The following is a 26035-nucleotide window of genomic DNA, read 5'->3' as shown; positions in this document are numbered from 1 at the left end:
GAACTTGTTTCTTATTAACAAAAGCGGTTTGCCTTGGCAAACCGCTTTTTTATGGATTAAATAAATTGACTTTCGGTTAAACAATCTTTATAAATCGCTACTATATCCGCTGCATCCAATGGTACATAAGCCTTTTCGGCAATTGCACTATGGGCCACAGCTTGTTGTGCCATTTCTTCAAATTTATCTGCTTCGATGCCAACTTCTGGTAATGTCATTGGAATGCCACAAGCCACAAAGTAATCATATAATGCTTGAATACCTTTTTTCGCTGCTACTTCCTCTTCTTGTTCGACTATTCCCCAAACATTTCGAGCAAATTGCGCAAACTTGCCTACGGTTTGTTCAGACAAAACGTAATTCATCCAACGAGGCGTTAAAATTGCTAAGCCAATCCCATGCGTAATGTCATAAAACGCACTTAATTCATGTTCCATTGGGTGACAAGACCAAACACCTTGTTTGCCGCGCCCTGTTAAACCATTTAAGGCTAAACTACTTGCCCACATTAAATTAGCACGTGCATCATAATCTTCTGGATTTTCTAAAGCAATAGGACAATTTTTGATAACCGTTCGCATTAAGCCTTCTGACACAAAATCTTGGACGTCCGTGCCTGTCGAAATACTAAAATAGTTTTCAATCAAATGACTGAAAATATCCGCTGAGCCAGCTGCTGTTTGATTTTGAGGAACCGTAAAAGTATTCGTTGGATCCAAGAACGAAACTTTTGGAATCATATTCGGACCACCAAAGCCTAATTTTTGATTGGTTTCTAAGTTAGAAATGACAGCACCTGCGTTCATTTCACTACCTGTCGCTGCTAAAGTCAAGATGGTCACGATTGGTAAAGCAGGACCTGTATACCCTTTTCTGGCTGCAATGACTGTCCAGATATCTTCTTCCGAATAAAAGCCCGCAGCTATTGCTTTGGAACAGTCAATGGTTGAACCACCGCCAACTGCTAAAATAACATCGACTTGGTTTTCTTTACACAACTCAATTCCTTTTCTAACGGTTTCAATGCGCGGGTTTGGTTCGACACCGCTCAACTCAATCAATGTATGCCCGTTTTTTTGGGCCAAATCAGTAATTTGTTGGTACAAGCCATTACGTTTGATACTACCGCCACCATAAACAAGTAAGACATTTTTGCCAAATTGATCTAACACAGCAGGTAATTCGTCTAAACGATCTTTCCCAAAACGGATGTCTGTTGGTACATAAAAATTAAAGTTTTCCATTCTTTCATCCTCCATTCAATGCTCTTACGCATTTATCATACTATTTTTTCAAAAATCCGCCAATCAAAAAGCCGAGCAAATGACAGTTGCTTTCACAACGATCGCTTGACCCAGCTTTTGATTCTTTTTTATAACGAATCGCTTGTTTTGATTAACAAATAAAGAAAATAAGGTGCACCGATGATCGCAACAATAATCCCTGCAGGCATTTCTCCATTGCCAGGCAATAGCCGACCAATCGTATCACTAACCAATAAAAGCAAACTCCCAAACAACGCCGCCAATGGCAATACCTGTTTTTGTTGCGTAAAACCACATTTGCGAGCAATATGTGGCGCAAGTAAACCTAAAAAATTAATTCCCCCTGTAACGGAAATCGCTGATGCCGCCAGCATCACCGCTAACAGCAACGAAACGATTCGTTCTTTTTTCACAGCAATACCTACAGAAATAGCTGTTTCGTCCCCCAATTGTAAAATATCCAACAGACGATGACGCTTCATCGCAAAAAAGAACCCGATGACTAGCCAAGGCAACAAAGCGCCCACAAAGAACCAATTACTGCCCCAGATACTGCCTGCTTGCCACATTGTAACAAAACGGTACTTTTCAGTGTCAATTTTTGATGTAATTAATAAGGTGAGTGCTGAAATACCCGTACTCAAAATGACACCCGCTAAGACCATTCGAACTGGCGTCAATCCTAAACGATGATGATACGCGATTACCAAAATCCCAACAGCCGCTAGCAAGCCGCCAACTAAGGCCACGAGCGGAAGTGCAAACGTCGTGATACTTGTCGTCTCAATAAAACTAATAAACAAAATCACTGCCAAACCCGCACCCGCATTAATGCCTAAAATCCCAGTATCTGCTAACGGATTCCGAGTAATCCCTTGAAGAATAGCGCCGCTTAAGCCTAAAGCTGCGCCCGCTAGGACCGCAAGCACAATCCGTGGTAACCGAAAATCCCAAACTAACAGTTGTTTGGCCTGACTTCCCTGTCCCAAAAGAAGGGCTTTTAAATCCATGACGGAAACAGATAATTCCCCTTGCGTTAAACTGATACAAGCAGTTAGGATAATCCCAACTATTAAGATAGCCACCCAACGGGACACTTTTTTCTGTGTCATCCTAGTTGCCCTCCTTTACGAAATAAATAAAGAAAGAATGGGATGCCAATTAAGGCCGTGATAATCCCAAATGGTGTTTCAAAAGGCGGATTCACCATTCGAGCGATTAAATCTGCCACCAAAACAAGGAGTGCACCGCCTAACGCTGAGAACGGAATCAAGCGACGGTAATTTTCTCCAGAAACTGTTCGCATCACATGAGGCACCACCAAACCAACAAAACTGACCGAGCCAACCAGCGCCACAGACAATCCTGATAAAAGCAAAATCGTTATACTGGCAAACAACCGAATACGCTGCGGATTTCGCCCCAAACCAATTGTTGCATCATCGCCAAACCGTAAAATAGTCACCGACGGACTAATCAGAACTGCTAATGCAAATGCGCCCAGAAAGATAGGAACGACTATTTTTAATTGTGCCCAAGAAATAACGCTGACACCGCCAAGAAACCAAAACGTTAACTCTTGACTCAAATTGAACTGAATGGCTAAGAATTGACTAAATGATAAAAAAAGGGCACTAATACCAGCTCCCACCAAGGTCAGACGCATGGGGCTTGCTCCTCGAATTGAATGATTAGAAAGATAATAAATCAGTGCCACACTCACGCCAGCACCAAGAAAAGAAACAACTAAAAGCCACCAATAACTTGCCTGAGGGAGGAAAGCAAAAACAAGCGCTAAGCCCAAGCCAGCCCCAGCATTGATACCCAGCAAGCCAGAATCTGCCAATGGGTTTTGCGTAATCCCTTGCGCTAACGCCCCACTCACCGCTAAACTTGCCCCCACAAAAGCGGCCCCTAAAATCCGCGGCAACCGAACCGTTTGGATGACTTGATGCGCTTGATTGGTCGCATCGAAGTGCGTAAATGATTCAATAATCGTTTGAATCGAAACCGACGTCGCACCAAACATCAGCGACAGAAGCATTGTCCCCAGTAGCAAAAAAAGACAGACAAGTAACACTTGCCATTGGTGTCTATAAAATCCGCTTATGCCTTTCATCCATCCAGCTCCATTTCCATCAACTCATAAGAAAGCACTAGTGGCCGCTGTGTCTGACTATGGTAACTAATTTCTGCTTGAATAGCGAAAACATCTGCTAAGCCAGTAACAGTAATCACTTCTTGCGGTGTTCCTTCATTGATAATCTTTCCCTCTTTCATCGCAATCACGCGATCAGAAAAACGAGAAGCTAAATTAATATCATGAATCGTCATCACGATAGTTTTTTGATGTTCTTGATTAATTCGTTTTAACACATTTAAAATTTCTAGCTGATGCGCTGGATCCAAATAGGTGGTCGGTTCATCTAAAATTAAAATATCTGTATCCTGCACTAGCGCCATAGCAATCCAAACCCGTTGACGTTGTCCACCTGATAAAATTGCCACAGACTCTCTAGCTAACTCAGTTAAGCCTGTTAATTCTAATGCCCATTGTATGTACTCTTGATCTTCTGTGGTGACACTTTTCCAGCCCGATTGATATGGATACCGCCCAAAAGAGACGAGGTCAAAAACAGATAAATCGATTGTATTTTCTGGCGTTTGTGATAAGATCGCTAGTTCTTGCGCCACTTCTTTTGAAGAAAAATGTTGAAGTTCTTGGTTCTTAATGAACACCTTGCCTTTCTCAGCTGGCAAAATACGCGCAAGTGTTTTTAACAAGGTCGATTTGCCACAACCATTTGGTCCAATAATACTTGTAATAGTTCCCGCTTCAAATGAACAGTTCAGCGCTTCACTAATCACTTGACGACCATATCCTGTAGTTAAGTCCTCTGCCTCTAAATAATTCATAACCATTCCTCTTTAATTTTTCTGTCGTTATTTTACATTTATTGAGAATCGTTCTCACTCATTGTTCCTTGATTATAAAAGACCCTTCCTTAAAAAGCAATGTTTCTTCCAATCAAAAAAACGAATTATCTAAAAAATGCAACTTATTTGCTCAAAAAAGCAAGCGATGATTGACAAACGGTCGTTTTTAACTGATAATGAGAATCGTTATCAACTAAAAATAAAGGAGTTACACAATGAAACTTTTAAAAAAGACGGTCCTAATTGGTACAACCCTTCTTCTTGGTTCATTCTTACTCGCAGCTTGTGGTAATACGAATAAAGAAGCCAACAACGCTGACAAAACACATGAAGTAACAGATACCTTAGGCAATAAAGTAACCGTCCCCGCGAAACCCAAACGGATTATTGCGAGTTATTTAGAAGATTATCTAGTTGCATTAGGAGAAAAACCAGTGGCACAATGGACAGTTGGACAAGGCAGTATTCAAGATTATTTAGCGAAAGAATTGAAAGATGTCCCCACTATTTCCTATGACTTGCCATATGAAGCGGTTCTAAAATTTGAACCTGACTTATTATTAATCAGTTCATCTGCTCTAGTTGAAGGCGGTAAATACAAAGAATACAGTAAAATTGCGCCAACTTATGTAGTCAAAAACGGCGAAAATGTCACCTGGCGTGATCAATTGGAAGATATTGCCACTGTTTTAGATAAAAAAGAACAAGCGAAAAAAGTGTTAGAAGATTATGATACCTTAACCAAAGGCGTCCAAGAAGACCTTGGCAAAAAAGATGCTGGCAAATCTGCGGCAGTCTTATGGGTAACCAACAACCAAGTCTTTATGGTTAGCGATAATCGCTCAAGCGGAACCGTGCTCTATCAGGACTTAGGCCTCCAAGTTCCAAAATTAGTGGAAGAAATTTCTAAAAACGCTACTGCGGATTGGAATCAAGTTTCTTTAGAAAAATTAGCTGAGCTTGACGCAGACCACATTTTCCTTGTAAACAGCGATGAATCAGCACCTCTTTTCCAAGAAGCAATTTGGAAGAACTTACCTGCTGTGAAAAATAACCAAGTTCATACCTATGATAAAAAAAGTAGTTGGTTATACAACGGACCTATTGCGAATACTCAAATTGTTGAAGATGTAAAAAAAGCGCTCTTAAATTAAAAAAAATGCTTGGATGATTGTTTTCATCCAAGCATTTTTTTAATTAGCAATTGCCGTTTCTAAGCCAACTTCAATCATTTCATTAAACGTCGTTTGGCGTTCTTCTGCCGTTGTTTCTTCGCCTGTCACCAAGCTATCACTCACCGTCATAATCGCCAATGCTTCTACATCAAATTTTGCTGCTAAATAATATAACATTGCCGCTTCCATTTCAATCGCTAATACCCCGTATCGACCTAAACGAAAGACATCATCTAAGCTATCTTTGTAAAAAACATCATCTGACAATACGTTACCAACATGGGTAGTAAAGCCTTTTGCTTTAGCAATTTCGTAAGATTTGAGTAAAAGATCAAAGCTCGCAATTTGTGGAAAATCATATTTAGGAAAATCATTGCGAATCGCGGAAGAAGGTGTCGCTGCTGCTTGTGCGATAACTAATTCACGAACATTGACTTTTTCTGAAATAGAACCACACGTACCAACACGAATTAACTTCTTCACATCGTAAGAGTTAATTAACTCATGGGCATAAATACCTGCTGAAGGCATCCCCATCCCTGTTCCTTGGACCGAAACACGCTGTCCCTTATACGTTCCTGTGTAACCTAACATCCCACGAACTTGATTATAGCAGACAGGATTCTCTAAAAAAGTTTCCGCAATATATTTTGCTCGGAGGGGATCCCCTGGTAGTAAAATTTTATCGGCAATTTCACCTGGTTTTGCTTCGATATGCACACTCATTCTGGTTTACTCCTTTTTTTATAAAGCTGCTAGTGTTGCTTTCACTAACTCTTTGAATTGTCCTTTAACGCGTTCAGTTGTTTCAACTACTTCTGCATGATTTAAACTACTTTGCATACCAGCTGCTAAATTCGTAATACAAGAGATGCCTAGTACTTTCATGCCACTATGCACAGCTACAATGACCTCCGAAACAGTTGACATGCCAACTGCATCCGCACCCATCGTCCGTGACATCCGAATTTCTGCAGGCGTTTCATATGTCGGGCCAGAAAAGCCCATATACACGCCTTCTTTTAAATCAATATTTTGTTCCGCAGCCACTTTTTTTGCCACTTCCCGATATTCTTGCGTGTAAGCATGACTCATATCTGGAAAACGCGGCCCGATTTCTTCATCATTTTCACCAATTAACGGATTATCGCCTGTAAAATTAATGTGGTCATTGATTAACATCAAATTCCCCGGTGTATATGTTTCATTTACGCCACCAGCTGCGTTGGTTACAATCATTGAATGAATGCCTAAAGCAGCCATCACACGAACGGGATAAGTGACCGTTTGCATCGAATGTCCTTCATAATAATGAAAACGTCCTTGCATCGCCAAAACTTTTTTTCCAGAAAGCGTTCCGTAAACTAATTGTCCAGCATGTCCAACGACTGTTGAAACAGAAAAATGGGGAATTTCAGAGAAAGGAATAGCAATCGCATCGGTTATTTCATTAGCTAATTCACCTAACCCAGAACCTAAGATTAGACCGAAGTCTGCTTGTTGCACCCCTTTTTCTTTCAAAAACTCAGTTGTTTCGTTTAAATGGTTCGTTAACGTTGTCATGTGTTGCCTCCTCGAATTATTGTAATTGATTTAAAAAGCTTTGACCGTTTTCCGTTGCAGGAACTTCAAAGTTTTCAGCAATCGTTGCTGAAATATCTGAATAAAATCCTTGTGGCAAGCTGCCTTGTTTTGTCATTTTTTTACTATAAGCCAATAAAGGTACATATTCACGTGTGTGGTCTGTTCCTGGGAAAGTTGGGTCATTCCCGTGATCTGCTGTAATTAAAAGCAAATCATCTTCGGCCATAGCTGCCATAATCTCTGGCAAACGACCATCAAAATCTTCGATGGCTTTTGCATAGCCCTTTACATCACGACGGTGGCCATACAGCGCATCGAAATCCACTAAGTTAGTAAAACTTAAACCTGTGAAATCTTTGTTCATGACCGTTAATAATTGATCCACCCCATCCATATTGCTCTTCGTGCGGATAGCTTCAGTAATTCCTTGTCCATTAAAGATGTCGTTAATTTTCCCAACAGCGATCACATCATTGCCGTTTTCTTTCAACGAATCTAAAACAGTATGGCCAAAAGGATCTAAAGCATAGTCATGACGGTTACTGGTTCGAGTGAAATTACCTGGTTCACCAACATACGGGCGAGCGATAATCCGACCAATCATATAAGGTTCGTCTTTCGTAATGTCACGAACATATTGACAAATTTTATACAATTCTTCTAATGGAATAATGTCTTCATGCGCCGCAATTTGTAAAACAGGGTCCGCTGAAGTATAAACGATTAAATCCCCTGTTTTCATTTGATGTTCGCCGTAATCATCAATGACTGCTGTCCCGCTATATGGTTTGTTACAAACAACTTTTCGCCCAGAAAAATCTTCAATTTGTTTCAGTAATTCTTCAGGAAAGCCGTTTGGGAATACTCGAAAAGGTTTTTTGATGTTCAAGCCCATAATTTCCCAGTGACCGGTCATAGTATCTTTTCCAACAGAAATTTCTTCTAATTTGGTGGCATAGCCATCGTGGTCTGCCACTGCTTTGACACCTGTTAAAGGAGCAATAGTTCCCAATCCAAGTTTTTCTAAATGAGGAATGGTTAGTCCCGCTTCTTTGGCAATATGACCCAGTGTATCACTGCCGACATCTCCAAATTTTTCAGCATCTGGTGCTTCACCAATACCGACTGAATCTAGTACGATTAAATGAACACGTTTAAACACACTTGCTTCCTCCTCTAAGGTCGTAAATACGTCAAGAATGACAATTATTTTACGCTAGCCTTTTAAATAGTCTCGAGAATCAAACAGAATAATCTATTTATTCTCAGCTCTTCAATTATACCATGAATCCGCTATTATTGCCTGAAAGAGCATTAAAATTTTCACTGATTCCTTCGATTTTAGCAGGGCTTAAAAATTGAAAGAAAAAAAGTCTCCCACCGTAATTAGGAAACTTTTTTATTGTTTTTTTCGAATAGCCTGCTCTTTAAAAAGAACACGACTCTTTATACAATCGAAACTTTTAACACTCCAAGCGGTCTCCCTCTTTTGGCACATTTAAATACCAGATAACCGCTTCTGATAAAATCACACCAATGCCAATGGGCGGATAAAAATAAATACCGATATATCCGATTGCGAAAAGACAAAGATGAATGATTTTTGTTGCCTTACTATAAGATTTCGATTTTCTTAACTTAGCTGCACCTTGTGGATCTTTCACTACATTGTCTTCATAAATGATCCTTGTTAGCAAGAAGTAGGCAAAATCCCAAACCGTATACACAACAAGATAAAAATAAACAGGTGCCCGCATCCACCAAAATTCACTCACCCAAGCAGTTGCTACCGGAATGAAGGCCATGGAGAATAACCAAAAATTATTTGCCCAAAACGCTTTTTTAGAAAACCAATGAGTTACGGACATTATGTAATGATGATTGTACCAAGCGATACAGATAAAAATAAAACTGACAATAAACGATAAAAAATATGGGATATTTTCTATCAAACCTGCCAAAACACCCACTTGAGGAGTCTTAATTTCTAAAATCATGATGGTCATGATGATGGCAATGACTGCATCACTAAATGCTTCTACACGTGTTTTATTCATTGAACGTCCTCCACTTTTCCTATTCTTACTACAAACAAAAGTATAGCAGAAAAACCAACGATTTTTGAAAAAAAAGCTGCTAGACTTGTTGGTTTTTTTCAAAATTTCGACACTTCCTTCGAATTGTAAAAAACAGCCAAAAGAAAAAAGAAAAGTTACCTTTATCAACTCGCTTTTTTGCAGTGAAGCAGTACCTAATGTCGCTTGTGTTCAACTGATTATCCTAAGAAAAGAAATGGCCCCCCGTCGCTTTGACGGAGGGCCTATTTCTTTTCTTATTTCGTTTTGACGTAATTTTTCCCGTTCGCTTTTGGTCCCGATGATTTTCCGAAGAACACAACTAGGACTAAAATGGTCAATACGTATGGTGCTGCTTGTAGATAAACTTTTGGAATTTCTGAAATAATTGGTAAGTTTTCCCCAGCAATACTTAAGTTTTGTGCAAAACCAAAGAATAAGGCTGCGCCCATTGCCCCAAGTGGATTCCATTTACCAAAGATCATTGCGGCCATTGAAATAAACCCTTGTCCTGCAATTGTGGTAATCCCAAAACGACCCGCAATACTTTGAGCAAAGACAGCTCCGCCCATACCACCTAAGAAGCCGGATAGCAAGACGCCAGAATAACGCATTAAGTAGACATTAATTCCCAATGTATCTGCCGCTTGTGGATGTTCTCCCACAGAACGTAACCGTAAGCCAAAACGTGTTTTATAAATGACAAACCAAGCTAAAATCGCAATCAAAATTGCTACGAAAGCTGGCAAAGAGGTTTTTGCAAAGAATAGTTCACCAATCACTGGAATTTTTGACAATCCTGGGAAAGAAAAATAACCAAATGATTGTGTAATCATATCTGTTTGTCCTTTTTGATAAATAACTTTTACTAGGAAAACCCCTAGCGCCGGTGCCATCAAGTTAATGACAGTACCACTGATAATATGATCTGCTCGTAAGTTAATAGTTGCAACGGCATGTAAGAGAGAAAAGACAATCCCGACAACGCCTCCTACTAAACAAGCAATCCATGGTGTCGCCGCGCCAAATGTATCAGCAAACGTCAAGTTAAAAACGACCGAACTGAAAGCGCCCATTACCATAATACCTTCCAAACCAACGTTAACCACACCACTTCGTTCTGAGAACGTTCCGCCTAATGCTGTCAAGATGAGCGGAGTTGCATACACTAATGTTTGCGTGATGATTGAGGAAATTGTTGCTAAATCCATTAGATGTCTCCCCCCTCTTGATTGTTTTTGTCTGGCGCCGCTTCAATTGTTTCTACAATCGCTACTTCTTTTTTACTACCAGACGCTTTCGCTAACAAGAAACGAATTAAATAACTAATTCCCACAAAGAAAATAATTGCTGCAATAACAACATCAACTAATTCGGTTGGTACACCAGCTATCAACGGCATTCCTTGTCCACCAAGTTTTAACATTCCAAACAGTAATGCGGAAAGTAAAATCCCGATTGAGCTACCTGCTCCTAATAGAGACACGGCCATACCATCGAACCCAATGCTCAACGATGTGTTTTGAATAAAGAAGTTTTGGAAAGTCCCCAATCCTTGGACCGCACCACCTAAACCAGCCAGCGTTCCTGAAATCATCATGGATAAAATAATCGTTCGCTTGCTGCTCATTCCAGCATATTCAGAAGCAAATGGGTTTAACCCCACCGACCGAATTTCAAAACCAAGCGTTGTTTTTTTCATCAAGAACCACACAAGAATAAGGAAAATGAAGGCCAAGAAAATGCCGATGTTCAAACGAGAGCCATCACTGATACTTGTTAAAAACGGTGAGCGTAATGATGCATTCGCACCAATCATTTTGGTAATCCCTTTATTCGCCATAATACTTGGTTTCATGACATTATTAGCAATATGATTTCCTGTGTATAATAAAATATAATTCAACATAATCGTAACAATAACTTCACTCGTCCCAAAATAGGCACGCAAGAAACCTGGAATGGCTGCTGCTAAAGCTCCTGCAACTGCCCCAACAATAATCGCCACCGGCAACGCAATCATCCGGGGGGCATCAGGCATGGATAAAGCGACCCAAATACTAGCCACCCAACCACATAAGGCTTGTCCAGAAAGCCCGATATTAAAGAATCCAGCCGAATTTGCCACCGAGAATCCTAAAGCGGTAAAAATCAACGGTGCTGCGGTGACAAAAATCTCACCAATACTTTTCTTTCCTTGGAAAGCTGTTTCAAACATCGCTTGATACCCAGCCACTGGGTCATAGCCAAAGATAACCATAATAATTGCCCCTAAGAGGAAACCCATAATAACAGATAACACAGGGACTAAAATATTTCTTATTTTTTCAGAACGATTATTCAACAGTTTCACCTGCCTCTACTTTTGATAACTCAGCACGGGCTTCTTCCAATGAGTAGCCAGCCATTAACAAGCCCAATTCATTTTCTGTCGTTTCTTTCGGATCAACAATTCCGACGATTTCCCCCGCATGAATAACAGCGATACGATCAGAAACGTTTAAAATTTCGTCTAATTCAAAACTTACTAATAAAACAGCTTTATTTTTATCTCTTTGTTCAATTAGTCGACGATGAATGTATTCAATAGCTCCGACATCTAAACCGCGTGTTGGTTGAGAAACAATCAACAAATCTGGATCGCGGTCAACTTCTCGGGCAATAATCGCTTTTTGCTGATTCCCACCTGAAAGCGCCCGAGCTGGTACTAATTCATTAGGAGTCCGTACATCATATTCTTCAATTAATTCACGGGCATGTTTGTTAATCATTCGATAGTTTAAAATACCTGTTGAACTGTATGGTTTTTGGTAATACGTTTGTAGGCCAATATTTTCAGCCAATGTCATCTCTAATACCAAACCATATTTATGTCGGTCTTCAGGAACGTGGGCGACACCCATTTCCGTAATTTCCCTAGGTTTGCGATTAGTAATCTCTTTTTCATTCAAATGAATGGAGCCTTTTTCGACTTTCGTTAATCCTGCTAAGGCTTGGATTAATTCTGTTTGTCCATTGCCATCAATCCCCGCAATTCCAACAACTTCCCCTGCTCGGACATCTAAGCTAAGATTTTTCACCGCATCTAAGCCGCGGCTTTCTTTCACTACTAAATCTTTAATTGATAAAATTGTTTCTTTCGGTTGCGCTGGTTTTTTCTCTGTTTTGAAAGAAACAGAACGGCCCACCATCATATCGGCTAACTGTTGCGAAGAAACGTCTTTCACATTGACGGTGCCAATACTTTGCCCCCGGCGAATGACCGTACAACGGTCCGCCACTTTTTTAATTTCATCTAACTTATGTGTAATTAAAATGATCGATTTGCCTTCATCGGTTAGTTCTTTCAAAATAATCATTAATTCATCAATTTCTTGTGGCGTTAATACTGCGGTTGGTTCGTCAAAAATTAAAACGTTCGCCCCGCGATATAAGGTCTTTAAAATTTCAACCCGTTGTTGCATACCCACAGAAATGTCGCGAATATAGGCATTGGGATTTACATCCAACCCGTATTGCTTAGACACTTCTTCAATCTCTTTTTTCGCTTTTTTCCGGTCTAAAATACCGCCATGGGTAGGTTCACTACCTAAGATAATATTTTCAGTCACAGTAAAGGCTTCAACTAACATAAAATGCTGATGGACCATTCCGATTCCTAAACGATTGGCTGCAGTAGGACTTGTAATGTTGACTTTTTCGCCATTCATATAAATCTCACCTGAGGTCGGTTCCAATAGCCCTGATAAGATATTCATCAAGGTCGACTTGCCTGCACCATTTTCACCTAGCAGTGCGTGGATTTCACCAGGTTTTACTTGTAAATCAATTTGGTCGTTGGCTTTGAACGTCCCAAATTCTTTGGTGATTTTACGCATCTCAATTACGTTTTCTTCTTGAGACAAGGTCTATTCACTTCCTAACAAAATTATATTGGCAATACTTTAGAGGGTAATTTTGACCCTTAACTAAGTAGTTGAAGAACCTCAACTATTTAGTTAAAAATCCAAACATCATAAAGGGTTTCCTTGGCAGCCGTCGCTGCCAAGGACCACTTTATTTTTAGAAGGAACAATAATGAGCCCTTCTTTTTTCATTTAGGAGCTTAAATTATTCTGGTTTTTCTGGGACTTTTACGTCACCTGAGATTACTTTATCTTTTGCTGTTTTAACAGCTTCTTTTGTTTTGTCGTTTAAATAGCCGTCTGTTAAGTCAACGCCACCATCTTTTAATCCATAAACTAAATGTTCGCCACCAGGGAATTTGTCTTCTAACGCACGGTTGGCAATATCTTGAACCGCTGTGCCGACACCTTTAAGCGTTGAAGTTAACGTGAAGTTGTCTTCTTTGCCGTCTTTTGTTTTGTACTTGCCATCAGCATCTTGATCGCGGTCAACGCCGATTACCCAAACTTTGTCGCCAGAACCTGATTCATTCAAGTCTTTTGCTTCTTGGAAGACTCCTTGTCCAGTCGCACCAGAAGCATGGAAGATGATATCAACGCCGTTTTGGTACATTGCAGCAGCTAAAGCTTTCCCTTTGGCAGGATCAGCAAATGAAGCCGCATATTTTGTATCAACAGTAATTTCTTTACCTAATTCTTTCGCAGCATCAGCCACACCTTTTTCAAAACCAGCTTGGAAACGGTCAATTACGACCCCTTCTTCACCACCAACAAAACCGACTTTGTTCGTTTTTGTTTCGTTTGCAGCAGCAACACCGGCTAAGTAAGCTGCTTCATTATCTCTAAATGTTGCAGAAACGACATTCTTTTTGCCATCGATTTGATCATCGATTAAAACAAAGTTTGTATCAGGGTTGGCATCTGCTGCAGAAGAAATTGCATCTTTTAGCAAGTAGCCAATACCAAAGATTGTGTTGAATTTACTTGATACCGCTTGGTCAATATTTGTTGTATAGTCAGCTGCATCATTCGATTGAATATATGCATACCCTTTTGAACCTTCTGGTAAATCATGTTCTTTACCCCAAGCTTGCAATCCTTCCCAAGAAGATTGGTTGAACGACTTGTCATCCACGCCGCCTGTATCTGTAATGATTACAGCACTATGCGCTGCATCCCCTTTGCCACCGCCGCTTTCAGCGGTTTTCCCTTTGCCACCACCACATGCTGCAAGTGAAACTGATAAACCTAATGCAATCAAACTAAAACCGAATAATTTTGCTTTTTTCATTTCTGTAAAGCCTCCTAAAAATAGTTTAATGTATTTAAACAACTAAGTTGTTTCTAAGGTTGGTCTGGGACTTTTACGTCACCAGAGATGATTTGTTCTTTGGCTTCTTTAACTGCCGTTTTGGCTTGATCGCTTAGGGCTTCTGTTGTTAAATCAACACCGCCATCTTTCAATCCATAAGTTAAATGTTCGCCGCCAGGGAATTTATCTTCTAATGCAAGATCAGAGATTTTTTTCACAGCAATATTTACACCTTTAATGGTTGAAGCTAACGTTAAGTTATCATCCTTGCCATCTTTGGTTGTATATTTACCGTCTTCGTTTTGGTCACGGTCAACACCAATCACCCAAACTTTATCTTTTGAACCTGTTTCATTTAGCGCTTTGGCTTCTTGGAAGATTCCTTGTCCTGTAGTCGCCGCTGCGTGATAAATAATGTCGGCACCTGCTTGATACATAGAAGAAGCTAAGGCCCGTCCTTTTGAAGCGTCTGCAAATGTCCCTGCATAAGTAGACGTAATTTGAATATCTTTGCCTAATTTTTTGCCAGCGTCTGCTACACCTTTTTCAAAACCAGCTTGGAAACGGCCAATAACAGGTCCTTCAACCCCGCCGATAAATCCTACTTTGTTGGTTTTCGTAGTGTTAGCTGCTGCCACACCTGCTAAATACGCAGATTCATTATCTCTAAATGTTGCAGAAGCGACGTTGTTTTTCCCATTAACTGTATCGTCGATTAGAACGAAATTCGTTTCTGGGTTGGCGTCCGCTGCATCTACTACTGCATTTTTTAGTAAATAGCCAATGCCAAAAATCGTTTTAAATTGACTTGAAATGGCTTGGTCAATGTTTGATGTATAATCAGATGCTTCATTTGATTGAATATACGCATACCCTTGAGGTCCTTCTGGAAGTTTGTGCTCTTTGCCCCACTCTTGCATTCCTTCCCACGCAGATTGGTTAAAAGATTTGTCATCAATGCCGGCTGTATCTGTGACCATTACGACACTATGTTGTGGATCACCTTTTGTGTTGGCGTTCTTTTTGCTATTGCCACCACATGCAGCTAACCCAATGGTTAAGGCAACTGCCGCCAATCCTAGACCTAAAAATTTTGCTTGTTTCACTTTCCGAAAAGCCCCCTACTATTTTATCTATTATTTCATTCGCATTTATGCTATTGAAATCTACTTTGAGCCCAACGAAACCTTATGTCCTTTTTTTAAAAATCTTTATCTGTAAATGAATAGGGCAATAATGCCTCAACTGTCATTGTTTTAGTCGCGCCATCTTTACCAACTAGCGTGACTGGCATTTGTGGATCAAAGAATTCAGCCATTACTTGACGACAAGCGCCACATGGAGAAATGGGTGCCTCTGTATTACCTGCTACAACTAAATGTTGGAAGGTCCGTTCATCTTCTGAAATGGCTTTAAAAATCGCCGTTCTTTCTGCACAATTTGTTAAACCAAAGGAGGCATTTTCAATGTTGACTCCTTGATACATTTTCCCGTCTGCAGTCACTAAGCAAGCGCCCACAGGAAAGTTAGAATACGGTACATAGGCGTGTGCCAATGCTTCTACGGCACAATCAAGCCATTCTTGTTTTACTGTCATCTTTTTCGCCACACCTTCGTTTAATTTGAAATACGAATTAATACCCTTCGCCAGTTGCGCCAGAAACAATTGCTACACCCGTACTTGCACCGATACGTGTTGCCCCCGCTTCAATCATTGCTAGCGCTTCTTCTGCATTATGCACGCCACCAGAAGCCTTAACGCCCATGTCAGGACCAACTGTCTCACGCATTAAACGAATATCTGCTACTTTAGCGCCGCCTGTTGAGAAGCCAGTAGATGTTTTAACGAAATCGGCACCTGCTTCTTTGGCTAATTCACAAGCTTTAACTTTTTCTTCGTCTGTTAATAATGCTGTTTCAATAATCACTTTGACTAACGCTTTTCCTTTGGCTGCATCTACTACGCCTTGAATGTCTTGACGTACGTGATCGTATTGTTGTGATTTTAATGCACCAATATTAATCACCATATCCACTTCATTCGCACCATTTTTAATCGCATCAGCTGCTTCGTATGCTTTAACTTCTGGTGTATTTGCCCCCAAAGGAAAGCCAATAACGGTACACACAGCGACGTCGGTATCTGCTAATTGCTCGCTAGCAAAAGCGACCCAACAAGGATTGATACATACAGAGAAGAAGTTGTACTCCTTAGCTTCATCAATAATTTTTTGGACAGCGGCTTCTGTCGCTTCTGGTTTCAAAATAGTGTGGTCAATCATGCGGTTTAATTCCATGATGAGAATTCCTCTTTTCTTTTTGTTTTATTCCGTAATAATATCGTGAATCAAAATAGGCTCTTCGCCGGTTGGTCCAATTTCAATGTTTTTATAAAGCAATTGTTCGACTTCTGTCACGTCTTCACGATTGGCATAAATAGTTAGTAATGATTCGCCTTTTTCAACTGGGCTCCCTACTTTTTTGTGAAGTTTCAAGCCAACTGCAAAATCAATCGTATCTTCTTTCGTAGCACGACCAGCGCCCAGCAACATTGCGGCAACACCAATTTCATTGGCAACGATTTTTTGTACCACGCCTGTTTCTTTGGCAGGTAAATCAAATTGATAAGTTGCGGTTAATAATTTTTCTGGCTGGTCAACAACGGAACTGTCGCCGCCTTGATTTTCAATCATTTCTTTAAATTTTGCGAGTGCTCGACCGCTTGTTAATGCTTCTTCTAATAAAGCCCTTGCTTCGTCTAACGTCTCGGCTTTTTTAGCTAAAACGACCATCTGACTTCCTAAGACATAGCACATCTCCACTAAATCTTCTGGTCCATTTCCTTGCAAGGTCTCGATTGCTTCAACGATTTCTAAACTGTTTCCGATGGCCTCCCCTAAAGGTTGTGACATGTCTGAAATCACTGCCATCGTTTGGCGATTTGCCAGTTTCCCAATGCGAACCATTGTTTCCGCTAATCGACGAGCACTTGCTAGGTCTTTCATAAAGGCCCCTTCACCAGTAGTCACGTCTAAGACAATCGCATCTGCCCCTGCGGCAATTTTTTTACTCATAATGGAACTTGCAATTAATGGAATTGAGTCAACAGTGGCGGTCACATCACGTAACGCATAAAGTTTTTTGTCTGCTGGTGCTAGATCACCTGACTGACCAATTACTGCCACTTTTGTATCGTTCACCAATTGAATAAAACGTTCTTCTGTCAATTCAACTTTAAAACCAGGAATCGCTTCTAATTTATCCAACGTACCGCCCGTGTAGCCTAAGCCACGACCAGACATTTTTGCTACATTGACCCCGACACTAGCAACTAATGGCGCTAAAATAAGCGTCGTAGTGTCGCCTACGCCACCTGTAGAATGCTTGTCGACTTTGATTCCTTCTATAGAAGAAAGATCCACAATTTCGCCTGAATGGACCATTGCTAACGTCATTTGTGTAATTTCTTCGTCTGTCATATCTTGGTAAAAAACAGCCATTAAAAAGGCACTTACCTGATAATCTGGAATTGAACCATCTGTGTATCCGTTGATAATAAATTGAATTTCTTCGCTTGTTAGTTGATGCCCGTCACGTTTCTTTTCAATAATGTCTACCATTCTCATGAATTCGTTCCCTCCGATTTCCCGATAATGTATTATACAACAAAATCGTTCAGCTTTAAACCATTTAGTAAACCAGTTTACTATTATTTTTTTCTTGTGAAAACGCAAACAACACGAACATTCTATTTCTAAGCTGTTTTTTAAATCGGTTTTGTGCTTTTTCTAGCAATAAACGTTGCATCAAAAACTTTATTTGGAACTTTCCCTGTTGGATCTGCAATAGCTTCCACCAAAAATTTTGCTGCATAATAGCCAATATCAAAACTCGGCTGATAGACGGTTGTTAAACTCGGCACCAAATATTCGGAAATTTCCAAGCCATCAAAACCAACCACCGAAATATCGTCAGGAATTTTCTTGCCCGCTTCTTCAATGGCTTGATAAGCTCCCATCGCCATTTCATCATTGCCACAAAAAATTGCTGTGATTTCTTCATTTTTCAAAACTTCTTTTGCCGCAGCATAGCCGCCATGCAAGTTCAATTCCCCAGCACAAACATAATGCGGACGAAAAGGTAAATTGTTGTCCTGTAACGCATGCTGATACGCCGTCACTCGTTCCGTTAAACGATAATAGCCGGCACTTTCACGCAACATGCCAATATGCTGATGACCTTGTTGGATCAAATGATGGACCGCTTGATAAGCACCTTCGTACTCTTTAACGATTAGTCGTCCGCTATCTCGTGGATTAATCCCACGATCGACAAGAATGACAGGAATCGGATGTTCTCGTCGGTCTTTTAAAATATGATTTTCTGGCAAAACATTCGGCGTGGCAAAAATAATGCCATCCACCGACCGATGAATCAGCTCGCTAACATATTGCATCGCTTGTTCGGAATCATGCTTTGAATTGCATAACAAAATCATGTAGCCTAACGAATTTAAATATGTTTCCACACCTTCAATCACTTTTGAGAAAAAGAAATCCGTCACATCTGGCACAATCATACCAATGGTTTTGGAATGACGGTTGATTACATTCGAAGCAAAGTAATCTGGCTTGTAATGATTTTCAGCGACTACCGCCAACACCTTGTTACGGGTTTTTTCACTGAAACGACTCCCTTTATTATTCAGAATTTGTGAGACGGTTGTGACAGAAACACCAGCCATATCAGCAATTTCTTTAATCGTTAGTTTCATCGCGCCCCTCCCAACGTCTCCTTTTGCATTGACAGACATTTGTAGACATGTTACAGTCTTCAAAATACTTATCGAATCTTTTACATTTTAACAAAAAAAAGACAAAAGAAATAGACTAAAAAGATTAAAAAACAAAAGAAAATGGAGGCTATTTTTTTCATGGAAGAATCCCGTGTCCGTCAATTACCAAAAATCGAGCTGCACTGTCACTTAGATGGGTCGATTCGACCAACCACTTTACGCACCATTGCTGAAAAACAAAACATTCCATTACCCCAAGACGAACAAGCCTTGAAAGAGTTAGTGGTTGCCCCTGAAAAATGCACCGATTTGAATGATTATTTAACTCGGTTTGACTTCGTGCTCACCTGTCTACAAACAGCTGAAGCTTTGCAAGCAGCGGCGTATGACGTGATTAGCCAAGCTGCCGAAGATGGCGTGGCATACATAGAGGTGCGTTTTGCGCCTTCCCAACATACAGAAAAAGGCTTACGGTTACCTGAAATCGTGACTGCTGTTTTAACTGGCTTAAAACAAGGCGAAGAAGATTTTGGTGTAAAAAGCAATGCACTGTTATGCGGCATGCGGCATGATCAACAACAAGCCATAGAAAAAATCGTTCACTTAGCGCATGATTTCAGAGAGACAGGCGTTGTCGGCTTTGATTTAGCTGGCAATGAAGTCGATTTTCCTCCCTACACATTTGAAGACGTATTAGCTTTAGCCAACCAATTGTCAATTCCATTAACACTCCACGCTGGGGAATGCGGCTGTGGCAAAAATGTCGCTGATGCTGTCACTTTAGGTGCTACTCGGATTGGCCACGGTATTGCTTTGAAAGATACACCCGAATACTTGGCGCTCTTAAAAGAAAAAAAGGTTCTTTTAGAAATGTGTCCAACTAGCAACTTCCAAACAGGCACCGTCAAAACATTGGCTGAATACCCTTTTCAACAATTTATAGAGGCTGGCTTAGCCGTCTGCATCAATACCGATAATCGCACTGTTTCAGATACTACGTTAACGAAAGAATTCATGAAATTGGCCACTTGGTATCAATTAAGTTATGACGAAATGAAGCAACTCACTAAAAATGCGCTTGCAGGTGCTTTTTTATCGCCAGACGAAAAAAAACTGTTGAACCAAAAAATTGATCAAGCATATCTATTCTAAAAAAGAACCTCCACTAAAGTGGAGGTTCTTTTTTACTCTGCTTCTTTAACACTTCGTAAAATATAATAGCCTTTGTCTTTTGTCACAATTTCAACATTGCCAAATACTTCAGCCATTTTCTTTTCTGCACTAGGTGCACCTTGTTTCTTTTGAATAACTACCGTTAGTGTGCCACCAACTTTCAACAACGGAAAAGCCCCTGTTAAAATGCCATGGACAACTTTTTTGCCTGCACGAATGGGCGGATTGCTAACAATCGCCGCGTAGGTCGTTTCGTTTAAGGTTTCATACACATTGGAAGAATGGATATCCACAGTAGTAATTTGGTTGCGTTGGGCGTTCATTTGAGCTAGCCCAACTGCCCGTTGGTTGACATCCACCATTTCCACCAGTCGACCAGTCGCCGCTGCTAAGGACAACCCAATTGGTCCATAGCCACAACCAACATCTAACAAACGGCCTGCTGGTAAATTTTCCCATTCAAAGGCATCAATCAACACACGAGAACCATAATCCACTGTTCCTCTTGAGAAGACCCCACTATCGGTCGTAAACTGAAAGGTCCGACCACGTAATGGAAAAGACCAGCTTTCTAAATCATGTGCTAATTCTGGATTTTCTGTATAATAATGATTCGCCATTTTGTTCTTCCTATCTATGCTTGTTTTGGTTTTAGTCTACCTTTTATTTCTCGAACAATCAAGGCACCTAATAATTCATAGCCCACTTGTGAAAAATGCAAACCATCCGCTTGTAAAAATTCATCCGTTCCGGGATAAACAGTCATTGCTTTATACAAATCAATAACTGGTAGGTTATGTGCCGCTCCGACTTCTTGTGCAACCTTGACCAATTCCTTGATACGCGTTTGTGGCCGTTCTGGACGTCTGCCACTATCCGCATATGGTGGCGTAATTAAAATCACCTTTTCTGAACCAATTTCGTGAATCATTGTTTCAAGGTTTTCTCTAAACGTGGCTACTGTTATATTTCGATCCAGTGACGCATCATTGGCGCCAAAGAAAATCACCACTTCATCAGGTTTCTCAATTAGTACTTCTTTATTTAATCGTTTTAAACCATCCTCTGTTGTATCGCCAGGCATTCCAGCATTAATAACAGCCACTTCTTCTAGACCCATCGCAGCAATATCCCGTTTCACTAAGTCAACAAGAACAGGTGAGACGGCTTCGTCTAAATAACCAGCAGTAATGCTATCACCAAATAATACAATTTTTCTCATGGCTTTTCCCCTCTTTTCTAACAGTTTTCTCTTTTCATGATACCATTTTCATCATAAATTGGCGAAGAAGGGAATTCTTTTGTAAAATCCTGTGTTTCCCTTGTGAAATTATGGTAAAATGTACAAAGATTGAACAGGGTTTGGTGGAGGAACAATGGACGATAAAATGAATTACTACCCAATTTCCAGAGAAGAATGGCATGGGTTTTATCATGACGGCAAAGCACCGTTAACCGAAGCAGAATTGGATAACATTAAAAGTGTGAACGACCAAATTTCACTAAAAGATGTACAAGAAATTTATGTACCCTTAACGCATCTTATTCATTTATACATGAAAGAATTTGAATCGCTAACACTTAGCAAAGGATTATTCCTACATGAATATGTCTCTGTACCACCATTCATCATTGGAATTGCCGGCAGTGTCGCCGTTGGTAAAAGCACCACCGCTCGTCTTTTGCAAAGAATTCTGGCCCGAACGTTTAAACGAAGAAACGTTCAACTCATTACAACGGATGGATTTTTGTATCCCAATAAAGTGTTAGAAGAACAAGGAATGATGGACCGAAAAGGGTTTCCTGAAAGTTATGACATGGAGAAGCTAATTAATTTCTTAAACGAAGTCAAAAGCGGCAAAGACGAAATTAAAGCACCCGTCTATTCTCACAGTGTCTACGATGTTATCGAAGGCGAATATGAGTTGATTCAACAACCAGATATTTTGATTGTTGAAGGCATTAACACATTACAGTTACCCGCCAATCAACAAATTTATGTGAGTGATTTTTTTGATTTTTCTATTTTTGTGGATGCCGATCCAGCCTTAATTGAAAAATGGTACCTAGAACGTTTTGGGGCCTTATTAGATACGGCTTTCTTAGATCCTAATAATTATTATTACCAATATGCAATTGGCAAACGAGAAGATGCTTTCGCCATGGCACGGAATGTTTGGAAAACCGTGAACTTACCGAACTTGGAGGAATATATCTTGCCAACGCGCGGACGTGCGGACATTATTTTGCATAAAACGGAAAATCATTTGATTGACCAAATCTATCTACGTAAATATTAAGGGTTGACGAGCTAAGAAATATCCTGTATCTTTTGTAGAAATATCCTTGAAAATTTTCAGCAGAATGCATGACTTTCAAGGAGTAAAATGTTTTAATAAGTATAGCTAGACAAAGAAGAGTACGGAACAAAAGTGAACCACTTTTTAATCGCCTGATTCTCGGCTGTTTAAAAGTAGCCCCTGCGGAATTAAGCCAAAATTTTCTAAAAATCGTAAAACAATTTTTGAAAATCCTTTCTTAATTCTTGGTGCTGACCACTTTTTAACCGCCTTTTCTTTAGATAAATTTAAATGGATAAGGGGTAATAGACGTGACTAACGTTGCCGATTTGACATCTGTCGAAAAAATTATTGTTTTAGACTTTGGTAGTCAGTTTAACCAATTGATTACTCGTCGTATTCGTGAATTTGGCGTATTCTCTGAGTTATTAAGCCACCGAACTACGGCAGAAGAAATTCGCAAAATCGCGCCTAAAGGAATCATCTTCTCAGGTGGACCAAACAGCGTGTATGACAAAGATGCTTTTAGCATTGATCCAGAAATTTATGAGTTAGGAATTCCCATTCTTGGCATCTGCTACGGTATGCAATTAATGACTCATAACTTAGGCGGAAAAGTAGAACCTGCCGCAAACCGTGAATACGGAAAAGCAGAATTAGAAATCCTTGGTGATGCGACATTATTCCAAGGAACACCTGCGAAACAAACCGTTTGGATGAGCCACGGTGATTTAGTAACAGAAATCGCTCCTGGATTCGAAAAAGTTGGGACAAGCAATGATTGTCCAATCGCTTCTATCGAAGATGCCAACCGCAAATTCTACGGCGTACAATTTCACCCAGAAGTTCGTCATTCAGAATATGGTAACGACTTATTACGTCACTTTGCTTTTGATGTTTGTGGCTGTACTGGTGACTGGAGCATGGAAAACTTCATCGATATGGAAGTCGCTAAAATCCGTGAACAAGTAGGCGATAAAAAAGTCTTACTTGGTTTATCAGGTGGCGTTGACTCAAGTGTTGTCGGCGTACTTTTACAAAAAGCCATTGGCGACCAATTAACTTGTATCTTCGTTGACCATGGATTATTACGTAAAGGTGAAGCAGAGCAAGTAATGGAAAGTTTAGGCGGTAAATTTGGCTTAAACATTATTAAAGTAGATGCGAAAGAACGCTTCTTAAGCAAATTAGCAGGCGTTTCTGACCCTGAACAAAAACGTAAAATCATCGGTAACGAATTTGTGTATGTTTTTGATGACGAAGCAACTAAACTTGCTGGGGAAGAAGGCGTTTCATTCCTAGCACAAGGAACTCTTTACACAGACGTCATCGAATCTGGTACAGAAACTGCGCAAACAATTAAATCACATCACAACGTTGGTGGTCTTCCTGAAGACATGCAATTTGAATTAATTGAACCTTTAAATACATTATTCAAAGACGAAGTTCGTGCCTTAGGAACTGAACTTGGCATGCCTGATGCAATCGTTTGGCGCCAACCATTCCCAGGACCAGGATTAGGTATTCGTGTGCTTGGTGAAATTACAGAAGATAAATTACAAATCGTTCGTGATTCAGATGCTATCCTACGTGAAGAAATCGCAGCAGCTGGCTTAGATCGTGACATTTGGCAGTACTTTACTGTCTTACCTGGCATCCGCTCAGTAGGCGTTATGGGCGATGGCCGTACCTACGATTACACAGTCGGTATCCGTGCTGTGACTTCTATCGACGGCATGACCGCTGACTTTGCCCGTATCCCTTGGGATGTTTTACAAAAAATCTCTGTGCGCATCGTGAACGAAGTTGCACATGTAAACCGTATCGTGTACGATATTACTTCAAAACCACCTGCAACTGTGGAGTGGGAATAACAATCAACCCGCTAGAAAACCTATTTTATAGGTGTTTCTAGCGGGTTTTCTTTTGTGTTATCACACTTTCCTCCCACCATTCTCCGTTTTTCCTTTGCTCCACCGCCCTCAAAGTCCTATAATTTAATCATAAGAATAGTGGCTATTAATAAAATTCATCAATTAAAAGGAAGCGATTTCAACATGTCAAAAGCAACTTTTCTTAAGTATGGTTTTGTTGTCCTCTTCATAGGAATTTTTTTACTTCGTGCCCAAAAATTTATTTCTGAGCCCCTTTCGTACCTTTTTTCGGGTATTCTTTTGCTTATTGTTGCGTATTTAATACTCGTGAAAAAAATGAACTTTTTCTCAAGTTTGCTCACTGTTACCGATCAACCTTCTTCTACCCAACAACGATTGGGTCAAATCTCTGGTTTTGTCAGTTTATTGATTGGTTTACTTCTGGTAATTCTTAGCTTCATTTTCTTTCTCCAACTTTGATTCCCCCTTGACTCTCCCTTCACTCTTGGCTATGATTACCTTAGCAAGTACAATGGTGTACTATGAACAGTCGAGCAACGGCGCTCAAAAAGATTGGCTTTCGTGCATTCTTTTTGAGGGCTTTTTATTTTTAGAAAGTAGGGAAATTGAATGGAAAAAATGTACCGCAGTCCGTATGAAGCGTACCCGTATCTATCTTCTAAACCAGAAGATTTACGATGTGATTTTGAATTAATGACTGATGAATTGGCCTCGATGACAGGTCTTCTACGAGGATATGTGCAACAATTAGACGTCCCTGAACAGCCTGCACTAACAGAAGAACTAGCCAAAATTTGCGAGTTAATCTACCATGTCAATCCAACGACCCGAACAAAATTAACAGTCACAGAGGAAGAAATAGCCTGGCTTTTGGAACGTGTCAATGCTATGAATGAACTGACATACGAAGAAAATCGTCCTTTTGTTTTACCGATGGGCACAATCTGTTCCTCTTATGCACACATTTTAAGAGCCAAAGCCAAAGATATTGTTCGTTTGCTTTATCGCATGGACTATGGTGGTAAAAAAATTGATCCGCAGCTGTATGATGTAGTCAACTTACTCTCAGGTTACTTTTTCATGTTAGCTTTGTACCTAAATCAGCTCGAAAATGGTGAAGAAGTTCCCTTTGTTTCTCGCAACTATTCTATTTAATTTGGAGGAAGATGATGAATTCATTACCAATACTTGAAAAAGCAGTGGGCGCGATCACCCTGCTTTCCGAAGAAAAACAAAATGCCGAATATGAAGGCTTTTTATGTCAAGTTAATGAATCGCAACAACTTATCCGCAGTCGCTTAGCCAAAAAAACGCCGAAAAAAGAAGGCTATTTTGTAGCCTTCTGGGAAAAAAATCAACAAAATCAGAACGAAGCCTTTGATGCAACGGAAGCCCCTGAAATGTTAGCAATTGTCATTGACGATCAGGAAAAGCAAGGTCTCTTTCTTCTGCCGAAAGAATGTTTAATCCAACAAAAAATTCTCAAAACGCATCAACAAAAAGGCAAAATGGCGGCCCGTTTTTATCCTTCTTGGTGCCAAAACCTTAATCAAACCGCCAAAAAAACACAAAAATGGCAATTAACTTACTTTACTGATTTATCTAAATACTAAAAACGT

Annotated in this window: 26 protein-coding genes; 7 read left to right on the top strand and 19 right to left on the bottom strand. The window is 40.1% G+C overall.

The annotated features are described in order from the left end of the window. Positions 1-56: 56 nt before the first annotated feature. The 4 genes from IGL86_RS00675 to IGL86_RS00660 form a co-directional block, all read right to left on the bottom strand. A complete protein-coding gene (locus tag IGL86_RS00675) occupies positions 57-1259 on the bottom strand; it encodes an iron-containing alcohol dehydrogenase (RefSeq protein ID WP_002408242.1) in 1203 nt (400 codons plus the stop codon). 113 nt (positions 1260-1372) lie between these two features. Further along, positions 1373-2377: a FecCD family ABC transporter permease gene (locus IGL86_RS00670; RefSeq protein WP_033625618.1), complete on the bottom strand. Its 1005-nt coding sequence runs from the start codon at positions 2375-2377 to the stop codon at positions 1373-1375. Then, a complete protein-coding gene (locus IGL86_RS00665) occupies positions 2374-3384 on the bottom strand; it encodes a FecCD family ABC transporter permease (RefSeq protein WP_002373822.1) in 1011 nt (336 codons plus the stop codon). The genes IGL86_RS00670 and IGL86_RS00665 overlap by 4 nt, the downstream gene beginning before the upstream one ends. Beyond that, positions 3381-4187 carry an ABC transporter ATP-binding protein gene (locus IGL86_RS00660; RefSeq protein WP_002356183.1) on the bottom strand — a complete coding sequence of 269 codons (807 nt, stop codon included), beginning with the start codon at positions 4185-4187 and terminating at the stop codon, positions 3381-3383. The genes IGL86_RS00665 and IGL86_RS00660 overlap by 4 nt, the downstream gene beginning before the upstream one ends. Before the next feature lie 230 nt (positions 4188-4417). Here IGL86_RS00660 and IGL86_RS00655 point away from each other — a divergent pair, with 230 nt between their 5' ends. After that, positions 4418-5356 carry an iron-hydroxamate ABC transporter substrate-binding protein gene (locus IGL86_RS00655; RefSeq protein WP_002361532.1) on the top strand — a complete coding sequence of 313 codons (939 nt, stop codon included), beginning with the start codon at positions 4418-4420 and terminating at the stop codon, positions 5354-5356. A 39-nt stretch (positions 5357-5395) separates the two neighbouring features. Here the strand turns inward: IGL86_RS00655 and deoD are convergent, their stop codons facing one another. The 13 genes from deoD to IGL86_RS00590 all read right to left on the bottom strand — a co-directional run bounded on the left by deoD (position 5396) and on the right by IGL86_RS00590 (position 19027). Further along, complete coding sequence (gene deoD / locus IGL86_RS00650) at positions 5396-6103, bottom strand: purine-nucleoside phosphorylase (protein ID WP_002359338.1); 708 nt, start codon at positions 6101-6103, stop codon at positions 5396-5398. Between the two features lie 18 nt (positions 6104-6121). Then, on the bottom strand, positions 6122-6940 hold the full coding sequence (locus IGL86_RS00645; protein ID WP_002356180.1) for a purine-nucleoside phosphorylase: 819 nt from the start codon (positions 6938-6940) through the stop codon (positions 6122-6124). Between the two features lie 16 nt (positions 6941-6956). Beyond that, complete coding sequence (gene deoB, locus IGL86_RS00640) at positions 6957-8123, bottom strand: phosphopentomutase (RefSeq protein WP_002356179.1); 1167 nt, start codon at positions 8121-8123, stop codon at positions 6957-6959. 301 nt (positions 8124-8424) lie between these two features. Then, entirely contained in the window at positions 8425-9018 is a 594-nt protein-coding gene (locus IGL86_RS00635) for a TMEM175 family protein (RefSeq protein WP_002367631.1), read from the bottom strand. A 275-nt stretch (positions 9019-9293) separates the two neighbouring features. After that, the gene (locus IGL86_RS00630) at positions 9294-10247 is read right to left on the bottom strand and encodes an ABC transporter permease (protein WP_002356172.1); all 954 of its coding nucleotides are present in this window, start codon (positions 10245-10247) and stop codon (positions 9294-9296) included. Further along, positions 10247-11380 (bottom strand): ABC transporter permease, encoded by a 1134-nt coding sequence (locus tag IGL86_RS00625; RefSeq protein ID WP_002356171.1) that lies wholly within the window; start codon positions 11378-11380, stop codon positions 10247-10249. Before IGL86_RS00625 ends, IGL86_RS00630 begins: the two co-directional genes overlap by 1 nt. Further along, positions 11373-12941, bottom strand: a complete 1569-nt coding sequence (locus IGL86_RS00620; RefSeq protein ID WP_002383844.1) for an ABC transporter ATP-binding protein — start codon at positions 12939-12941, stop codon at positions 11373-11375. Before IGL86_RS00620 ends, IGL86_RS00625 begins: the two co-directional genes overlap by 8 nt. Positions 12942-13146: 205 nt before the next feature. Then, entirely contained in the window at positions 13147-14232 is a 1086-nt protein-coding gene (locus IGL86_RS00615; protein WP_002356169.1) for a BMP family lipoprotein, read from the bottom strand. 53 nt (positions 14233-14285) lie between these two features. Further along, positions 14286-15359 (bottom strand): BMP family lipoprotein, encoded by a 1074-nt coding sequence (locus tag IGL86_RS00610; RefSeq protein ID WP_002356168.1) that lies wholly within the window; start codon positions 15357-15359, stop codon positions 14286-14288. A 95-nt stretch (positions 15360-15454) separates the two neighbouring features. Beyond that, positions 15455-15919 carry a cytidine deaminase gene (locus IGL86_RS00605; RefSeq protein ID WP_002387503.1) on the bottom strand — a complete coding sequence of 155 codons (465 nt, stop codon included), beginning with the start codon at positions 15917-15919 and terminating at the stop codon, positions 15455-15457. Beyond that, positions 15888-16550: a deoxyribose-phosphate aldolase gene (deoC, locus tag IGL86_RS00600; protein WP_002359333.1), complete on the bottom strand. Its 663-nt coding sequence runs from the start codon at positions 16548-16550 to the stop codon at positions 15888-15890. The genes IGL86_RS00605 and deoC overlap by 32 nt, the downstream gene beginning before the upstream one ends. 27 nt (positions 16551-16577) lie before the next feature. Next, positions 16578-17879, bottom strand: coding sequence for a pyrimidine-nucleoside phosphorylase (locus IGL86_RS00595; protein WP_002356165.1), 1302 nt, complete (start codon positions 17877-17879; stop codon positions 16578-16580). Positions 17880-18019: 140 nt separating this feature from the next. Further along, positions 18020-19027: a substrate-binding domain-containing protein gene (locus IGL86_RS00590; RefSeq protein WP_002356164.1), complete on the bottom strand. Its 1008-nt coding sequence runs from the start codon at positions 19025-19027 to the stop codon at positions 18020-18022. Positions 19028-19168: 141 nt separating this feature from the next. On the opposite strand from IGL86_RS00590, the gene add reads away from it, so the two are divergent. Then, positions 19169-20200 (top strand): adenosine deaminase, encoded by a 1032-nt coding sequence (add, locus tag IGL86_RS00585; RefSeq protein ID WP_002356163.1) that lies wholly within the window; start codon positions 19169-19171, stop codon positions 20198-20200. Positions 20201-20232: 32 nt separating this feature from the next. Here the strand turns inward: add and IGL86_RS00580 are convergent, their stop codons facing one another. Both IGL86_RS00580 and IGL86_RS00575 read right to left on the bottom strand, forming a co-directional pair. Next, complete coding sequence (locus IGL86_RS00580; protein ID WP_002356162.1) at positions 20233-20841, bottom strand: class I SAM-dependent methyltransferase; 609 nt, start codon at positions 20839-20841, stop codon at positions 20233-20235. A 14-nt stretch (positions 20842-20855) separates the two neighbouring features. After that, a complete protein-coding gene (locus IGL86_RS00575; RefSeq protein WP_002356161.1) occupies positions 20856-21443 on the bottom strand; it encodes an SGNH/GDSL hydrolase family protein in 588 nt (195 codons plus the stop codon). 154 nt (positions 21444-21597) lie between these two features. On the opposite strand from IGL86_RS00575, the gene coaA reads away from it, so the two are divergent. The 5 genes from coaA (at position 21598) to IGL86_RS00550 (ending at position 26029) form a co-directional block, all read left to right on the top strand. Continuing rightward, positions 21598-22521: a type I pantothenate kinase gene (gene coaA / locus IGL86_RS00570; RefSeq protein ID WP_002361524.1), complete on the top strand. Its 924-nt coding sequence runs from the start codon at positions 21598-21600 to the stop codon at positions 22519-22521. Positions 22522-22832: 311 nt separating this feature from the next. Continuing rightward, positions 22833-24395, top strand: coding sequence for a glutamine-hydrolyzing GMP synthase (gene guaA / locus IGL86_RS00565; RefSeq protein ID WP_002356158.1), 1563 nt, complete (start codon positions 22833-22835; stop codon positions 24393-24395). A 138-nt stretch (positions 24396-24533) separates the two neighbouring features. Continuing rightward, complete coding sequence (locus IGL86_RS00560) at positions 24534-24875, top strand: hypothetical protein (protein WP_002383834.1); 342 nt, start codon at positions 24534-24536, stop codon at positions 24873-24875. Between the two features lie 150 nt (positions 24876-25025). After that, on the top strand, positions 25026-25571 hold the full coding sequence (locus IGL86_RS00555; RefSeq protein ID WP_002385445.1) for an ATP:cob(I)alamin adenosyltransferase: 546 nt from the start codon (positions 25026-25028) through the stop codon (positions 25569-25571). Positions 25572-25585: 14 nt separating this feature from the next. Beyond that, complete coding sequence (locus IGL86_RS00550) at positions 25586-26029, top strand: MepB family protein (RefSeq protein WP_010707963.1); 444 nt, start codon at positions 25586-25588, stop codon at positions 26027-26029. Positions 26030-26035 lie beyond the last annotated feature (6 nt).

It is taken from the genome of Enterococcus sp. DIV0774, from assembly GCF_050539095.1.
Lineage (GTDB): Bacteria > Bacillota > Bacilli > Lactobacillales > Enterococcaceae > Enterococcus > Enterococcus faecalis.
Note: the sequence above shows the minus strand (reverse complement) of the source record. Positions and strands in the feature narration are given on the sequence as shown.

Coding starts and splice junctions, on each gene's coding strand:
- IGL86_RS00675 (WP_002408242.1), bottom strand. CDS start 1,259: ATGGAGGATGAAAGAATGGAAAACTTTAATTTTTATGTACCAACAGAC.
- IGL86_RS00670 (WP_033625618.1), bottom strand. CDS start 2,377: ATGACACAGAAAAAAGTGTCCCGTTGGGTGGCTATCTTAATAGTTGGG.
- IGL86_RS00665 (WP_002373822.1), bottom strand. CDS start 3,384: ATGAAAGGCATAAGCGGATTTTATAGACACCAATGGCAAGTGTTACTT.
- IGL86_RS00660 (WP_002356183.1), bottom strand. CDS start 4,187: ATGGTTATGAATTATTTAGAGGCAGAGGACTTAACTACAGGATATGGT.
- IGL86_RS00655 (WP_002361532.1), top strand. CDS start 4,418: ATGAAACTTTTAAAAAAGACGGTCCTAATTGGTACAACCCTTCTTCTT.
- deoD (WP_002359338.1), bottom strand. CDS start 6,103: ATGAGTGTGCATATCGAAGCAAAACCAGGTGAAATTGCCGATAAAATT.
- IGL86_RS00645 (WP_002356180.1), bottom strand. CDS start 6,940: ATGACAACGTTAACGAACCATTTAAACGAAACAACTGAGTTTTTGAAA.
- IGL86_RS00635 (WP_002367631.1), bottom strand. CDS start 9,018: ATGAATAAAACACGTGTAGAAGCATTTAGTGATGCAGTCATTGCCATC.
- IGL86_RS00630 (WP_002356172.1), bottom strand. CDS start 10,247: ATGGATTTAGCAACAATTTCCTCAATCATCACGCAAACATTAGTGTAT.
- IGL86_RS00615 (WP_002356169.1), bottom strand. CDS start 14,232: ATGAAAAAAGCAAAATTATTCGGTTTTAGTTTGATTGCATTAGGTTTA.
- deoC (WP_002359333.1), bottom strand. CDS start 16,550: ATGGAATTAAACCGCATGATTGACCACACTATTTTGAAACCAGAAGCG.
- IGL86_RS00595 (WP_002356165.1), bottom strand. CDS start 17,879: ATGAGAATGGTAGACATTATTGAAAAGAAACGTGACGGGCATCAACTA.
- IGL86_RS00590 (WP_002356164.1), bottom strand. CDS start 19,027: ATGAAACTAACGATTAAAGAAATTGCTGATATGGCTGGTGTTTCTGTC.
- add (WP_002356163.1), top strand. CDS start 19,169: ATGGAGGCTATTTTTTTCATGGAAGAATCCCGTGTCCGTCAATTACCA.
- IGL86_RS00580 (WP_002356162.1), bottom strand. CDS start 20,841: ATGGCGAATCATTATTATACAGAAAATCCAGAATTAGCACATGATTTA.
- IGL86_RS00575 (WP_002356161.1), bottom strand. CDS start 21,443: ATGAGAAAAATTGTATTATTTGGTGATAGCATTACTGCTGGTTATTTA.
- coaA (WP_002361524.1), top strand. CDS start 21,598: ATGGACGATAAAATGAATTACTACCCAATTTCCAGAGAAGAATGGCAT.
- IGL86_RS00555 (WP_002385445.1), top strand. CDS start 25,026: ATGGAAAAAATGTACCGCAGTCCGTATGAAGCGTACCCGTATCTATCT.
- IGL86_RS00550 (WP_010707963.1), top strand. CDS start 25,586: ATGAATTCATTACCAATACTTGAAAAAGCAGTGGGCGCGATCACCCTG.